The sequence below is a fragment of the Humisphaera borealis genome, from assembly GCF_015169395.1.
Taxonomy (GTDB): Bacteria; Planctomycetota; Phycisphaerae; order Tepidisphaerales; family Tepidisphaeraceae; genus Humisphaera; species Humisphaera borealis.
On record NZ_CP063458.1, the window covers coordinates 6,136,027 to 6,152,209 of the forward strand.

Below are 16,183 nucleotides of genomic sequence, written 5' to 3' on the forward strand. Positions count from 1 at the left end.
GCCGCAACGGAACCCGACTCCCCTCAAGACACCTGCTTCGGCACCGTAATGGCGCACCGTCATGGCTCGGGCTGCGCCGCTAACGCCAATCGCCAACGGCGGACGATGGGGCTTGCGCTTGAATGGAGCCCTGGGCCGTTCATCTCCCAAGCCGACCACGCCAATTGTTCAACGCTGGCACACCTCGTAATTAACCGTTTGCCATTTCATTCTTAATCAAATGCTTGCATTCGGCCCCATAATCCCGTCGCTCCGGCGTCGATATGGGCAGAGTCTGTCGATCGCATGGGAAACGCAGGCCTAAGGGCGTGGTTATCGGAACCAGATCACAAGTGGACGTAAATTGTGACCGGTAACGGCCACTTCTGCCGAACAAAAAACCAGCGGAGCGAGGTGTCGGACGGTGCGACAGTGATGAGATCGTCCGACAGACGGTGCGGCGGGCCTGATTGCCTGCCCGCCACCAGATTATCAACCAAGAGCAAATTTCGTCCTTAGAGCCGGAACGGCGGCGAGTGGTTCGCCCCGTCGTCTTCCAAACCCGGCCCGCGGACGCGAGGGAACAGGAGAGTACGATGATTTCGTCCAAGCGTCGGTCGATTCCGGCCATCATGGCGGGCGCGCTGAGCCTTACGGGCGTCGCCGCATTCGGTCAGCAGACCCAGCCCAACCAGCAGGAACTGCTGGACACGGTCAAGGCCCTTCAGGCCAAGGTCGCTCAGCTCGAAGCCAAGCAGGAGCAGGCCCCGGTCGCCACCTACGGCGCCGACAAGGCCGTCGCCGACCGCACGGTCGCCGATGTCCTGGCTGATGCCAACAAGCGCAGCCAGCTCATGGCCGAAGGCGGCCTCACGGCCGGCTGGCTCAAGGGCAAGCCCGTCATCCAGAGCGAAGACGGCAAGTTCACCCTTCACCCCTACTTCCAGCTCCAGTTCCGCGGCGTCGCGAACTACCTGGATGAATCGCCGAGCACCGGTGACGAAGACTTCGACAGCGGCTTTGAAGTCCGCCGCCTGAAGTTCGGTCTCAACGGCAAGTACGCCGAGTTCGACTACCGGTTCCTGTGGGTCACCAACCGCGCCGGTGGTGCCGTTACCCTGGAAGACGTGGAAATCGGCTACAAGCTGAACGACACGATGCGTGTCTACGCCGGTCAGTTCAAGGACCCGGTCCACCACGAAGAACTCGTCAGCAGCACGCGCCAGATCGCGGTCGACCGCTCGCTGGTCAACGAACTGCTCGGCGGCGGCTTCCTCGACCGTGTTCAGGGCGTCGGCCTGTCGTACGAAAGCGGCCCGCTGTACGCAACCGTCGTCCTCCACGACGGTGCCAACTCCGACAACACCAACTACCAGGGCAGCGCAACCCAGGAGTGGGGCGGAGCCGGCCGCGTCGAGTACACCGTCTACGGTGACAAGAAGCAGTACGCCGATTTCTCGGCCATGGGCAACAAGGGCGACATGCTCGTCATCGGTGCCGGCGGCGACGCCACCGGCCGTTCCGGCGACAACGTGTTCAGCTACACCGTCGACGCCCAGTGGGAAAACGCAGCCGGCCTCGCCATCTACGGTGCCGCGCTCGGTCAGACCATCATCGGTCACGGCGATGAAGACAACGATTCCAACTTTGGTGCCGTCGCCCAGGTGTCCTACCTGCTCCCGGATTCCAAGTGGGAAGTCTTCGGTCGTGGCGGCTGGATTCACAACGAATCCAACGCCGACAACGACGACGATCTGTTCGAACTCACTGGCGGCGTGAACTACTACTTCTACAGCCACAACGCCAAGCTCACCGCCGACGTCACCGTCCTCCCGAACGGCTCCCCGGCCGATTCGGGCCTCGGCTACCGCGATTCTGGCACCGAGATGCAGATCGTCGGTCGCGTTCAGTTCCAGCTCGCATTCTAAGCGGCAAACGAACTGACTTCTGAGCGATGCAAGCCGTGCATGGCGCGATCACGCGTCATGCACGGCTTGTTTTCATTCGTGAAGAAGCGGCTCGTTCATTGGCGACCGGCGCTTCCTTCGTGGACAAACCCCTTCGCTGACATATCCTTCACAACCATGCTTCAGACCGTCCGTTGGACCGACAACGCCTGTCGCCTGCTCGACCAGACGAAACTGCCCACCGAAACCGTCTACGTCGATATCGTCGATGAAAGGCAAATGTGGGACGCGATCAAGCGCCTGGTCGTCAGGGGCGCGCCAGCGATTGGCGTTGCAGCGGCGTTTGGCGTCTACCTGGGGGTGCGATCTTTCAGCGGCGAATTGCTGCCGTTCTACGACCGTCTGAACGAAGTTTGCGACTATCTCGCCACCAGTCGGCCGACAGCGGTCAATCTTTTCTGGGCGATCGACCGGCAACGCCGCGTCGCACGCGATGCCGGCCGCAGCGTACGAGCCGACACGTCCGACGAGCACACGATTGCCCTCGTCAAGGCCAAACTGCTCGCGACGGCCCGACAGATGCTCGACGAAGACACCGCGATCTGCCGCAGGATCGGCGAGCACGGCATCGAGCTGCTTATGCCTTTAACTGCTGCCGACGGCGTTATCCGCCTGCTGACACACTGCAATGCCGGCGGCCTGGCGACAGTCCAGTACGGCACCGCGCTGGCTCCGGTGTACGTCGGCGTCGAGCGGGGATTGAAGTTCCACGTATACGCCGACGAAACCCGCCCGCTGCTGCAGGGCAGCCGCATCACCGCGTACGAACTGCAGGCCAACGGCGTCCCGGCCACGGTCATCTGCGACAACATGGCGGCAACCGTTATGCGTCAGGACAAAGTGAAAGCCGTCATCGTCGGCACGGACCGCGTCGCCGCCAACGGCGACGTGGCCAACAAGATCGGCACGTTCGGCGTGGCGATCCTGGCGAAACACTTCGGCATTCCGTTCTTTGTGGCCGCCCCGACCAGCAGCATCGACATGAGCCTCGCCACCGGCGATCTGATCCCGATCGAAGCGCGCTCGCCCGATGAAGTGACCCACGGCATGGGCAGGCAAACCGCGCCGGATGGCATTGACGTCTACAACCCGGCGTTTGACGTGACTCCGGCAGAGTTGGTGACGGCGATCATCACCGAGCGCGGGGTCGTGAAGAATCCGACAACAGAGTCATTGAGGTTGACTGCACTTTGACCGCTTTACCGAGAACTCGAACTGCCGTCACCTCGCGAGCACGTCCAGCAGCGTACCCAGCATCTGATCGCCGGTCTTGAGCAGTTTCGCGTTCGCCTGATAGAGGTGTTTGTCGCGGATCAGATTGACCGTCTCGCCGACCAGGTCGACGTTCGACGTCTCCAAACCTTCTTCGTCGATCCCCGCCGGCGTTTCGTCGAGGGTGACGGAATCCACCCGCACGCCGGCCGGCTCGACCGGCGTCAGATTCGCCCGGCGGGCCTGATACCCCGACGTATTGAGGTTCGCGATGTTCCCAGCCGTCACCGCAATCCGCGCCGAGGCGGCGGACAATCCACTGGCGGCGATGTCGAGAACGGAGAACATTCCACCTCCGACATCGGATGCCGCGAGCCGCCGGTCAAACCCTTCCGGTCAGCAAGTTGTTATCAGACCTCAACCCGTACCGCGGCAGCGTCCAAACGGTCTGTTATTGATTCTCCATGACATGCCATCCCCCAAGCGATATAACCGCCAATCCGCATTGGCACTCTGAACGTACGTAAAGGACGGGAAACAGCATGGCAGGCCGACTGGCAGTCGATTTCGGAACGTCCAACACCCTCGTCGCCGTCTGGGACGCCGAGCAGGGCGAAGCATTGCCGCTGTTGCTCCCGGACCTGTCGCGCAATCTCGCGGTGCACAGCCCGCAGGGCGATTTTGCCGAAGTGCCGCTGGTTCCGTCGCTCATCCATTACGTCGACGAATCGCAGAAGTGGATCGGCCAGCAGGTGTTCGACCAGGATCTCTACGAGCACCCGCAGACTTTCCGGTGGAGCAAGCGGTATATCAGCCGCCGCACGCCGATCAAGCTGCACCTCGGCAGCCATGACATCACCGCCCGCATCGCTGGCCGCGATTTCCTTTCGTCCGTGCTCACCGCTGCCGTGTCCGGAATGGAGATCGATCCGCAGGAGGAAGAGGTCGCGCTAACGGTCCCGGTCGAGGCGTATGAGCATTACAACCACTGGCTGCTGTCGGCGGCCGAGAAGGCCGGCGTGCCACACGTTCGGCTGGTCGATGAAGCCTCGGCAGCCGCCATCGGCTACGGCGCGACCATGGAGATCGGCGACATCTACATGATCTTCGATTTCGGCGGTGGGAGCATGGATGTGTCGGTTGTGCAGGCCGACGAGCATGAGGGCTCGCGATTCTGCCGCGTGCTGGGCAAGGCCGGCAGCGATCTTGGCGGCGCGACGATCGACGAATGGATGTTCCGCGACGTTCTCCGCCGGGCAAAGCTCAAGGATGCCGAGCCCGACGTTCGGAAGATCAGCCGGAAGCTGCTTGTCGATATCGAACGGGCCAAGGAATTGCTGAGCGTCGAAGAGAAGGCCGACATCAGCGTGATCGACATGTACACGGGGTACATGGTGTCATCGGATTACACCCGGAAGCGGTTCGAGCAGATGCTCGACGTGCAGGGCCTGTTCTCGCAGATCGAACAGACGCTCAACCGCGCGCTCGAGGCCGCCCGGCTCCGCGGCGTCGATGACGATCAGATCAAGTCCGTCTTCATGCTCGGCGGAAGCAGCCTGATTCCGTCCGTCCAGCGCGTGCTCACGCGGATCTTTGGCGGCGAGCGGGTCATGATCGACCGCCCGCTGGAAGCCGTCGCCTGCGGCGCGGCGGCGTACATCGCCGGTGCCGTCGATATTGCCGACTACATTCAACACGACTACGCCATCCGGTATCTTGACCCCGTCAAGGGCGCACACGGCTACCGACCGATCGTCCGCCGGGGCACGCAGTACCCGACCGTTGATCCGGTCGCCAAGGTGCTCGTTAAGGCGACGCAGGATGGGCAGGCCAAGCTCGGTATGTCGGTCTTTGAAGTCGGTGAGCCGACCGGTGGCGATGCCAAGGTTGAACTGATCTTCGACAACACCGGCGCCGCCCGCGTACGGCAGGTATCGGCCGAGGAGGCCGGCAAGCGAACGCACTACTGGATCAACGAAAAGGCGGCGACGTTCCTCCCCACCAACCCTCCCGCCCAGCCCGGTGAAGCCCGCTTCGAAGTCCACTTCGGCGTAGACGCCAACAAACGCCTGACGCTCTCCGCGATGGACGTCACGACGGGCAGATACGTCTGTCAGGATGTACCGGTGGCCAAGTTGAGCTGACGCCCGGAGCGTGAGAACACCTAAGGCGTGAGAACAGTGGGGGACGTAGGCTGCGATCTGCGTGGCGACACGCGACTCGCTGAGTCCCCCACCCCTCGCATCATTCGTCGTCCACGTACTCCCGTTCGCATACTTCGGCGTGCTCGTCGTCGGAGATGATCGCGATCGTGGCCATGCTCAGAAACAGTCCGCTTTCAACAATGCCGGCCCGCGTTCGCAACGCCTGCTCCACCTTGTGCGGGTCGGGGATACCGTCGGCAAACCGGCAGTCGTAAATGTAGTTCCCGTTGTCAGTCACGAACGGCGCGCCGTCCTTGGCCCGGCGAAGAGTCGGCTCGCCACCGAGGTTGCGGATGAACGGCACGTGCGCCTCGTGGCTGAACTGCACGATCTCGATCGGCAGCATCGCCCGGGTTCCAAGCTTCTCCACGACTTTCCCGGCGTCGGCGATGATGACCAGCTTGGCCGAGTTCTGCGCGACGATCTTCTCCCGCAGCAGGGCACCACCTAAACCCTTGATCAGATCGAGGTTAGGGTCGATCTCGTCGGCGCCGTCGATGGTGACATCGGGGTGCGGCGCTTCGACCAGGCTCACCAGTGGGATCTCCAACTCGCGGGCCCGGCGTTCGGACTGAATGCTCGTCGGCACGCCCCGGATGTCCGTGAGCTTACCGGCCTTGATCGCTTTACCAAGAGCCTTGAGGAACTCGTCGGCGGTGGTACCCGTACCCAAACCGACGACCATTCCCGATTCGACATAGTTCATCGCCGCTTCGGCGGCACGCTGCTTCGGATTCATCGCCGAAAGAGTACTTGAGCGGGGTAGGCGGGGGAAGAGGTGGTTAATTGACCGGGTGGATGGGTGGTTCGGTCGCTGTACAGCGTCCGACGCCTTCCCACCAAAGCGGGCGCAACTTGCCCGTACGTCAACGCACTACCGCAACACCCATCCACCCCTCTGCCCACCATCTTTTTCCTCGACTTTTTCTCATCTTCCGGCGCCGCCCCGTCCGATAACACTTCTAACGTCCGATTCCTACCCGCGGGGACCGCGGGCACTTTGCAACGAGGTACGCCATGGAAGGCATCTTTTCCCGTTCGCGTAACGAACCTTTCGAAGTCGCCGCACCCGTCATCGGTGCCCGCGTCGCCGGCGACCACACGCCGCGCAGCGCTCTAACCGTCGGGGCCGCCGGCATCGGGCTGCTCTGCATCACGCTGGCGCTTCTGACCGGCTGTCAGGACACGGTATCGATGATCCCCAATCCCGACCCGGATCTGCAAAAGACCCGGACCGAGTTCGCCCGCGACGCCATCAACCGCCAGTACAACACCGAGGCCCCGCGTGGCGGCAAGATCAAGGGTGGCGCGACCGTCGACTACTCCGACAACATCATGCACGTCGCCAACTTCACCAATGAAGACTGGAAAGACGTCGAAGTCTGGGTGAACGGCCAATGGGTCGTCTTTGTTCCCAACATCCCCAAGAACGCCGAGACCTCCCGCCGGCTGAACTTCGAGATGATGTACGACCGCATGGGCCGTAGCTTCCCGACCGACAACACCGACGAAGCGACGACGGTTCGCAAAGTCGAGATCTTCCGCGACGGCAAGATGTACGAGCTGGCCGGGTTGTCCATCGAGTAAGCAATCCCCAGCTTGTGGTGCAGGCGTCCCGCCTGCAATGCAGCCGATACGGCTGCACCACAAACACGACAACGAATCATGGACGGTCGATCGGGTGCGGCGCGGAGCGCGGCACCCGATCGTCAATTCTTCATTGTGATCCCGGCTTACTTCGCCGCCTTTTCCTTCTCGATCTGCTGCAGCAACGAGTTCACCGCGACATCCAATTGGCTGTCCTTACCGGCCGATCCTTCGCCCAGGTTCCGGCGGACTTTGACATCGACCGGCCGGCCTTCACCTTCCAAGCTCTTGCCTTCGCGCGTGGTTACCTTGCTGAACGGAATACGGACCGACGTACCGTCCATCAGTGTCGCCTCGCTGGTAAAGATCACGCCGCCCGCCGTCGGCTCGCCGACGACCTTACCTAGTTTCAGCGCCCGATACCCTTCGGTGAAGTTCTCGGCGTCGCTGATGCTCTGGCGATTGGTCACCAGCACCGTGGGCAGGTCGAGCGCCCGCTGGCCGACGTAAATCCGGCCCGGTGCATCGGTCGCGCCACGACGGCTGATCGTCAGGTAGCCACGGCGGCTCAGCACGTCCAGCACATACGGGCTGACGAACCCACCCGTGTTGGCGCGGATGTCAACCACCACGCCTTCCCGGGTGGCCGCCTCGGCATCCAGGTCGGCATTCAGCCGCGTCAGCGCATTGGCGCTCATGTCGGCGATGTGAACGTAACCCAGCCGGCCGTTGCTCGCCTTTGCGACCTGCAGGCGGTTGGCCTCGCTCCAGGCGCGGTAAAGCAGCGTCTTCTCGGTTGATACGTCCACCGGCCGCACCGGCACGTCGCGTTCGTCCTGCTGGCCGGCCGACTTCACGCTCAGTACCACCCGCCGGCCGATCTTTCGATCGAGCAACCGGTACAGATCCACGCCACCGTCGATCGGATCGCCGTCGACGCTCAGGATCGTGTCGCCGATCTTGATTCCCGCCTGTTGCGCCGGGCCGTCATGAAGGACCTGCGTCACCTTCAGAACACCATCCTTCTCGTACGCCGGCCGATCGAACCGAACGCCCAGCCTTCCGACATTGGTGTTTCCGAAACGCCCCCCGGAGACCCCGGTGTGCGATGCGTTCAGATCGCCGATCATCAGCGACAGAATCCGCCGCATGTCGTCCGGCGTTTTGGCCCCGGCGATGCGCGGTTCGATCTTCTTCCACACGGCGTTCCAGTCGACGCCGTGCATCTTGGGGTCGTAGAAGTTGAGGTTCAGAAACTGCCACGCCTGGCGGGCGACCTGCATCTTCTCCTGTGCAAAGTCGACCTCCATCGACGCCTGCACAGCAATCTCGCGAACAGTCCGGGTATCCATCGACACGGCGCGGATCTGGCCATTCTCCAGGTAGTAAATCTCGCCTGAGTTGGGCGAGAACCGCACCCAACCCTTACCGCCGGTGGTGCTCGTCAACTGCCGGACCGACGACCCTGAGGTCGAGTCGAGCGGGTAGGCATAGATGTTCTGCTTGCCATCGGTCGAACCGACGAATGCGCACCACTTGCCGTCGGGACTGACGGTCTGAAAATCGACGTCCAGACCGATCTGCAGCAGGCTGATGCGATGGCGGATATCGGCCAGATCGAACCGCTCCAGCGTGGGGAACAGCCGGGGATCGATCGACGGAAGGGCAGGCCGGGTCGCCGGCCGAGTTGCCGGTTCGACCTTGGCCGGCTGGGTAGACGGTCTGGTCGCCGGCGATTCCGGTGGCGCGTCGCCGGGCGTTTCGGTGATCGGCGCCTTCTCCGGCGTTCGCCGGTCGGGCTGGGCCGGCTGCGGCGGCGTGGGTTGCGGCATGCCGGGCCGCTGCGTCTTCATCTCGTCCTTGAACAGCCCGCGGAACTGGTCTTCGCTGAAGTTCGGTGCCCGCGGAATCAGGTCGACCCGCGCGAGCTGATAGTCCTCCGTCCGCATCCCCGTGCCAAACAGCAGCGAACGGCCGTCGCCGCTCCACGAGACGCTGTTGCTCCCGGTGTTGGCGAAAAACGTGACCTGTGTCGGCTTGGCGTCTTTCTCCTGCGTCGCGACGACGAACACGTTGTCGAACCCGCGCCGGCCGCTGTCGATGTACGCCAGCCACTTGCCCCGCGGCGAAAACACGTAAGGCGACGCCGCGTTATCAAACGGTGGCAGGACTGACGCCAATCCGCTCACCAGCGTTCGCTCAGTCTTGCTTCCCAGTTCGAGCATTCGCAGCTCAGTGCCGTTGCGTCGGAAGACTAGCGCCGTACCGCCGGGCGAAAAACGCGGCGTCGAGTCGATCGCCTTGGCGGTCGTCAGCGGGATCTCCGTCTGTGTCCCGAAGTCGTACATGTAAATGTTCTGCACGCCCGAGTCTTTGCCTCCGCGATCGGAGACGTAGACCAGCTTCTGGCTGTCCGGCGACCAGTCGATGTGTCCCTCGGCGGCGGGGGTGGTGGTGACGCGCGTCGCACGGCCGCCGTCGCGGGCCGAGACGGCGAAGATCTCGCCGTGGACCGAGAATGCCAGTTTCTTACCGTCCGGCGAAACCGCCAGGTCGCGGAAGCCACCGGTGTAGTTCAGGCTTTCGACGACGGGCGCGTTGGCCGCGCCGCGGAGGTTGATCTTGAGTTCCCACGGCGTGCCACCGGTAGTCGGAACACGCCAGATGCCGAAATCCCGCTCGAAAACGATCGTCTTGCCGTCCTTCGAGATACTCGGCCACAGTACGCGGCCGTCTTTGAAGGTAGTCAGCGGCCGAGACGTGCGAACCACTTTCGCCGGCGGCTTTGCCTTGGCACCATCGGCGGCGTTGGCCTTGACGCCTTCAGCGGGCTTGGCCTGCTGGGGCGGGGTCATATCGTACGCGATGATGTTCTGCGGCTGGGCGTCGCGATCGCTCACGCAGTAAAGCGTCTTGCCCCCGTCGCCCCACATCGGCCAGATTTCACGTGCGCCGGGCTGCGTGATCTCCTCGTACGCCACGCCTTTGCCGCGCTCCCGGCGAACCCAGACGTGCGCCTCGTTCCAGTTCGAATGGCCGTTCCGCCACCAATCACGGCTGCTCGCACCGGCGCTCATTGCCAGCGACTTTCCGTCGGGAGACGGGGCGGCGTTGAACTCGTTCGTGTACCGCTCGTCCGACACCGGCATCGGCGTGCCGCCGGTCGCGGCGACGCGGTAGATGTCGGCGTTACTCGCCCCAAGATCTGCGACGGTTGAGCTGAAATAGATGTACTTGCCGTCGGCGCTCCAGGCGTCGAGCTGGTCGGCCCCGTCGTCGCTGGTCAGCCGGGTCAGGTCGCCGGTCGCGAAGGTCAGCAGGTAGATGTCGCCGTTGCCCGACCGGCTGGAGACGAAGGCAAGCTGCTTGCCGTCGGGTGAATAAAGCGGCCGGCTTTCGTTGGCCGGATCGCTGATCAACAGGTGTGCCGTCCCGCCCTGCGCCGGCACAATCCATATGTCGCCGGCATGAACGAACGCGATCTCCTGCCCGTCGGGCGAGATTGCCGGTTCCGAAAAACTCGGCAGCGGTTTGACATCATCGGCGGCAGCAAATGCCGTCCAGGGAAGACCGACAAGTCCGGTTAGACAGGCCAGGCGCAATGCGAATCGCTTCATGAACGGTGCTCCGAAACGGGATCAGTGGCAGGAGCCGTAAGGTTATGAAGCGGGGATGGGGGGTGCAAGGAATATCCTCGATCCAAGCACCGCGCTCCGCTTTGCGTCGCGGCTAACCGTGCGGGGGTTAACCGCGATGCAGAGCGGAGCGCGGGTACGACACGCAGTTTACAGGCGACCGAAGATCATCGCGTCATTGTCCTGGATGCTGACGGTCGCCGTGTCGGCTGCGTCGATCCGGTAGAGGCTGTTGGCGTTGATCGTCAGCTTTACCGTCTCGACACCCTCATTCACGGTGTCGTCGATGACGTCGATCGGGACGACCACGAACGACTGCCCGGCGGGGATTTCGATGCACACCCGGCGTTGGAAGGTCGGCACGCCGGTCGTTGGCAGCAGATCGCCAGGTGTCCTCGTTGTCGTGGTCGAGTTGATAAAGGTCAGCGAGGTTGTGTAGTCAGAACCGACGGTCGCGCTGGCCGCGATGTCGAAGAATACCTTCGTGTTGAAACTATAGACGGCGTCTCGCGTCACGACGAAGTTGGCTTGGTTGTCCACCGCGCCTTCGCGAGCCGAGTTGTCGAGCGAATAAATGCCGACCTTCGGCACCGCGCTGATAAACCGAGCCATGGTGCCAGTGCGGCCGACAGCGAGGATCTTTCCGTCGGAGGTCAGGTTCGTCGTCAGAATCGAGTCCTTGATGCCGGCGGCGGTGGTGACCTTGCCGTTTTGGCCGAAGAAGCCGTCCAACAGTCCGTTGGTCTTGAAACGCGCCATCGCAAACTTTCCATTAGAGCTGCCGGCGACCAGGATGCCTTCCTTGCTGACGCGGACGTGCCTTGCATCGTCAACACCGCCCAGGTCCGTTTCCACGTGACCTGTGCCGGCAAAGTTCGTGTCGAGCTTTCCGGCCGATGTCAGCCGTGCGACCGCGAAGTTGTCCGCGAACTTTCCAACCAGTACGACGCTTCCGTCCGGCTGCGCCTGCAGGTCGCGAAGTTCGGACTTGGGGAGAAAGAGATTGTTGAATCGGCCCGGACCGCTGATGCCGTCACTGAAGCTGCTGTCGAGCGAGCCCTGGTCGGTGAGCCGCGCCACGGCGAACCGAACCTGGCTGCCCGGCCCGCCGCTGCCGCCGACGTAGATTTTTCCGTTGGGGGCGAGCGAGATCGCGGTGGCCGCTTCGGACGTCTCGCCGCCGAAGCCGATCGTGATCTTTCCGGTCCGGCCGGCCGTCCCCGAGAACGAGCCGTTGCCCGCCTTTCCGAAAGTCGTGTCCAGCGAGCCGTTGGGGTTGATACGGGCGACGGCAAAGTCCTCGGTCCTCAAATGGATAGTGATGGTACCCGCCGTGTTGGCGACCCCCGCGACGACGAGCTTTCCGTCCGGCTGAATCGCGATCGCGTTCGCGAAGCTTTCGCCGACGCCAGTGAAGTTGATCGTCATCCGGCCGTTGCCGTCGAAGGAGTTGTCCAGCGTGCCGTTGGTGTTGAAACGGGCGACGGCGGTATTGCCATAGTTATCCCAGGCGTCTTCGGTCATACCGCCGGCGACGACGATCTTGCCGTCGGCCTGGATCGCGACGGTGTTGGCAAAGTCGCCGCCGATGCCGAAATCGGGGTTGTCCTCGCCGCCGAAGTCGGCCGTCGCGACGCCGTCGCCACCGCCGAAGGTCCTGTCGAGCTTTCCGTCGGTACTCAGCCGGGCGACGGCGAAGTCCTTGTTCAGGGTGCCGATGGCGATGACCTTGCCGTTGGGCAGAACGGCGACGTCGGCGATCTCGAACCCGACGCTCTGTGCGAGCACCTTGCCGCTGCCGGCGACGCCGAACGTCGTATCCAGGCTGCCGGCGCTCATCAGGCAACGGGTTTCGAGGGTTTCGAGCAGGCACGGCCGGGACTTGCGGGGGGTGAGGTCTTTCATGCCCCTACAAACGAGACCCGCAAGCTTCATCTGCGGTGGCCCGGAATAGGGCATCCGTAGGGCGGGCACTGCCCGCCGGAGAAAGCGGAGATCGCCAGGGTGAGGCACGGGACTTCGGGCGTCGCGATCCGGAGTCCGACCCAGAGAGCCCTGCGGCTCTGCCGCGGGTTCTTTCATGCGACGAGCGAGTCTCCCCATCGCAATCATCAAGCGTTATCGAGATTTCCGCCGGAAGCGGTTTTTCCGTCGTACGGAAGAACCCGCGGCGGAGCCACAGGGCTCTCTGCGCCCGGACTGCGACGCCCGACGTTCGGCCCCTCACCCCAACCCTCTCCGTGCGAGTACAGGGGAGAGGGGGTCAAGGCTTTGCGAGGTATTTGAACAGGTCCCGAATCTCCTGATCGCTCAGCCCCAGCAACAGCCCTTCGGGCATCAGCGACTGCTTCATCGCCCGCTCGTCGGCGATATCGCCTTTGGCGACCGTCGTCTTCTGCTGGGCGGCGTCGACGAGCGTCAGGCGGTCGCCGGATCGCTCGATCACCAAGCCGACGTAAACCTCGTCTCCCTTGGTCTTGATCCGAGTGGCGGCGAACTCTTCGCGGATGTAGGCCGACGGATCGACGATGTTGATCGCCATGTCGTTGGCGTTTCGGCGATCGTAGGTTGTCAGGTCGGGGCCGATCTTGCCGCCTTCGTTGAACAGCGTGTGGCAGACGCCGCAGCGGGTCATGAACAGTGCCTTGCCGCGGCCGGCGTTGCCAACGCCGGTGGTCGCGAGCCGCTTGATGCGCTCGACCTCGGCGGCCTTCTCGGCGTCGGTGGCGCGGACGGCCTTGCCGAAGACTTTCTCGACCAGCGCGGCGACGGCGGGGTCTTCGAACTGGCGAAGGCGTTCGATGTCGGCGGGGGAGAGGTCGGATCGCGGGATAGTGCCGGATTCAACCGCGCGAACCAGTTCAGCCGAGCTCGACGCCCGAGCCAAAAGTGCCGAAATCACGCCGTCCTTCAAGTTTCGATCCGAACTCTTCGCCGAATAAAGCTTCACCAAGCCTGCACTAACGGCCGGATGATCGCATTGAGTTAATGCAGCAACGGCGTCAAGTCGCTGCTGCTTCGCGCCGGGATTGGACGCGATCTTGAGCAGAAACTCGGCGTCTTCGGCTTGGCCACGTCGAGCCAATAGTCGCATCGCCCTCAGTGTCATCGAGGTGAGCTTGTCAGGGGAACTCAACATCGAGCTACGCATCCGTTCGACTGTCGCGCGGTCGCCTGCGATCAAAGCAAGTTCCAGGTCGCCGGACTTGGTGAATTGTTCCTTCAGTTGCGGGATGAGCCGCGCTGGATCGAAATCGGACGAAAGCCCTTCCTTGATGCCGGCCATTGCCATCTTTCGCCAGCCGTCATCCCGTGCGTCCCTAAGCAGTAGCGTCAATGTCCACTGATGTGCTTCTGTGAGTTCAGCAGCCGCGCGCCGGATGAGCCTTGGAACGACGACTTCACGTCCAATCTTTGTGTTAAGCCAGAACCCATTCAGATCAAGTTCGGCAACCCGGGTTCCGATCGCGCGTTCGATTGCCCACCAGAGAAGTAGTGGAATGTGCGCGTCCGCCACGTCATCATCTCGCTGCAACATCGTCATCGCGAGCATATAGGCATGATCCGCCGTGCCAATGCGCCTTGCCGAACTAGCCAACTGACTGCGAACTTGTGAGTCCGTTTCCTTCTCTGCGAGTTGCGTCAGCCGTTTCACGACTGAGTCCGGTAGTTCCACGCCGTCGTGATCCGCGGCGAGCCGGATCGCCCACGCACGTACGCTGGGATCGCCATGCTTCAGAGCGCCGAGCAGGGTCTTCTCGTCCAATTCTCCGGTAACCTGCAATGCCCAGAGGGCATCAACCGGATGCTTTGATTCTCTGTCGTTCAGCGTCGCCAACAATGCGGAAGTTGATTCCTTGCTGCCCCGGTCCCCCAGCGCACGCCGCGCGGTCGTTCGTTCCCATCGGTTATCGCTCTTGAGCCGCTCGACCAGCTTCTCCGCCGGCTCGGTCTGCAAATCCATCGCAACCGTCGTCGGCTTCCAATCCGCCGGCCGGATGCGGTAGATGCGGCCGCTGCCGCGCTCCCACGTGTCCCGCGGGTCGACGTGACTGATGCGTTTCTCGTAAAAGTCGGCGACGTAGATCGCGCCATCCGGCCCGACCTTCAGGTCGACCGGGCGGAACCAGCCGTCGTCGCTCGTCACCAGATATGGCTCCTCGACCGTCTTGTACGTCGAGCCCATCGGCTCCAAGCGCGAGAGCTGAATGCGACTCTGGAGCGAGTTGGGGCTGATGATCTTGCCGCGATACTGCGGGAAGAGCGTGCCGCCGTAGACGACGAAGGTGTGGCTCAGTCGGTCGGCGTTGCCTTCGTGGGGCATGTGTTCGAAAAAGCCGAACGCGTAGGGGTTGGTCAGCGGGCCGTGCTTGCCCCAGCCTTTGACGTAGTAGCCGCCCTGCACGAAATGCAGGCCGCGGAACTTGCCCCAGTTGGTGCCGGAGAAGGCGCGGCCGGCGTCGTCGAACTCCAGGCCGAAGGTATTGCCGCCGCCCTCGGCGAAGATCTCGAACACGTGCCGCTCGGGGTGGTATCGCCAGATCGCCTGGCCGAGGAAGTCGGTCGTTTTGCTGGTGTCGCCAAGAAGGGTTTTCACCTTGGCGGTGCAGGTGGAACCCTGGCAGCCGTAGAGCCACCCGTCGGGGCCCCAGGTGAGGTTGTTGGCGACGGCATGGGTGTCTTCCAGGCCGAAGCCGGAGAGGTGGACGATCGGATCGCCGTCGGGGACGTCGTCGCGGTCGGCGTCGGGGTAGAAGAGCAGGTAGGGGGCGTTCATCACCCAGACGCCGTAGTCTGTGCCGTCCTTTCGTGGCCGCCCACCACGGCCGGGCAGGGCGCTGGTGGCGATCGACAGGCCCGACACGAACGTCTTGTGTTTGCGGAAGCTGCCGTCGCGATCAACGTCTTCGAGGATGGTGATGACGTCTTTCCCCGCCGCATGGTTCGGCGGGGCGGCGGGGACCTTATCGAACTTCGCCCGGATGTAGCGGTCGTACTCGACGACCTTCAAACCCTGTGGGAATGGGTACTGGATGTACTGCACCACCCACATCCGCCCGCGCTCGTCGAAGTTGATGCACAATGGCTGACGGATGTCCGGCTCGGCGGCGATGAGGTCGACTGCGAGGCCGGGAATGGGCTTGAACTTCTTCAGTGAATCCGCCGGCGACAGCGGGTCGGTTTCGCGCATCGGCGCTTTGAGCTTTTCGAGCGCCGAGTCGAGGCCCTTGGCGTCGAGGACGTTGGCGGTGAGCGCGGGGTTGGTGGCGGGGGCGGACGGTGCCGTCGCAGGTCCGGCGGCGATGGACAGACTTGCGCCAAACGCAACGACAGCGAGAGTGACAACGTTCCGCATGAAAGCTCCCGGCGTTAGGTGACGTGCCGCTTACGATACCGGCTAGAGCAGTAGATGTGCGAGGCATTACTCCCTCTCGGGTGCTTCGGAGTACCTCGCGTCCGACCTTTTTAAGAACCACGCAGGAAGTGTACTCACGCAGTAAGCGGGAATGGACCTGAAACCGTCACCGTTCCCGCTTACTGCGTGAGTACACTTCGTGCGCGGCTCCTCAATAGGTCGCACACTCTCAGCTCAGGATGA

Annotated in this window: 9 protein-coding genes; 4 read left to right on the plus strand and 5 right to left on the minus strand. The window is 63.0% G+C overall.

Annotated features, from left to right (window positions below; genetic code table 11):
* The first annotated feature begins 575 nt into the window (after positions 1-575).
* Complete coding sequence (locus IPV69_RS23070) at positions 576-1,907, plus strand: porin (protein ID WP_206292085.1); 1,332 nt, start codon at positions 576-578, stop codon at positions 1,905-1,907.
* 156 nt (positions 1,908-2,063) lie between these two features.
* A complete protein-coding gene (gene mtnA, locus IPV69_RS23075; protein ID WP_206292086.1) occupies positions 2,064-3,140 on the plus strand; it encodes an S-methyl-5-thioribose-1-phosphate isomerase in 1,077 nt (358 codons plus the stop codon).
* Between the two features lie 27 nt (positions 3,141-3,167).
* Here mtnA and IPV69_RS23080 read toward each other — a convergent pair whose 3' ends face one another.
* A complete protein-coding gene (locus IPV69_RS23080) occupies positions 3,168-3,506 on the minus strand; it encodes a flagellar basal body rod protein FlgC (protein ID WP_206295661.1) in 339 nt (112 codons plus the stop codon).
* A gap of 194 nt (positions 3,507-3,700) precedes the next feature.
* Here IPV69_RS23080 and IPV69_RS23085 point away from each other — a divergent pair, with 194 nt between their 5' ends.
* Positions 3,701-5,302, plus strand: a complete 1,602-nt coding sequence (locus tag IPV69_RS23085) for an Hsp70 family protein (protein WP_206292087.1) — start codon at positions 3,701-3,703, stop codon at positions 5,300-5,302.
* A gap of 100 nt (positions 5,303-5,402) precedes the next feature.
* Here the strand turns inward: IPV69_RS23085 and rpiA are convergent, their stop codons facing one another.
* On the minus strand, positions 5,403-6,101 hold the full coding sequence (rpiA, locus tag IPV69_RS23090) for a ribose 5-phosphate isomerase A (RefSeq protein WP_206292088.1): 699 nt from the start codon (positions 6,099-6,101) through the stop codon (positions 5,403-5,405).
* A gap of 278 nt (positions 6,102-6,379) precedes the next feature.
* On the opposite strand from rpiA, the gene IPV69_RS23095 reads away from it, so the two are divergent.
* The gene (locus IPV69_RS23095) at positions 6,380-6,949 is read left to right on the plus strand and encodes a hypothetical protein (protein ID WP_206292089.1); all 570 of its coding nucleotides are present in this window, start codon (positions 6,380-6,382) and stop codon (positions 6,947-6,949) included.
* 146 nt (positions 6,950-7,095) lie between these two features.
* Here the strand turns inward: IPV69_RS23095 and IPV69_RS23100 are convergent, their stop codons facing one another.
* The 3 genes from IPV69_RS23100 to IPV69_RS27630 form a co-directional block, all read right to left on the minus strand.
* Complete coding sequence (locus IPV69_RS23100; RefSeq protein ID WP_206292090.1) at positions 7,096-10,566, minus strand: S41 family peptidase; 3,471 nt, start codon at positions 10,564-10,566, stop codon at positions 7,096-7,098.
* Positions 10,567-10,734: 168 nt separating this feature from the next.
* Entirely contained in the window at positions 10,735-12,489 is a 1,755-nt protein-coding gene (locus IPV69_RS23105) for an NHL repeat-containing protein (RefSeq protein WP_206292091.1), read from the minus strand.
* Positions 12,490-12,847: 358 nt separating this feature from the next.
* Positions 12,848-15,940: a DUF7133 domain-containing protein gene (locus IPV69_RS27630; protein ID WP_206292092.1), complete on the minus strand. Its 3,093-nt coding sequence runs from the start codon at positions 15,938-15,940 to the stop codon at positions 12,848-12,850.
* Positions 15,941-16,183: the final 243 nt, after the last annotated feature.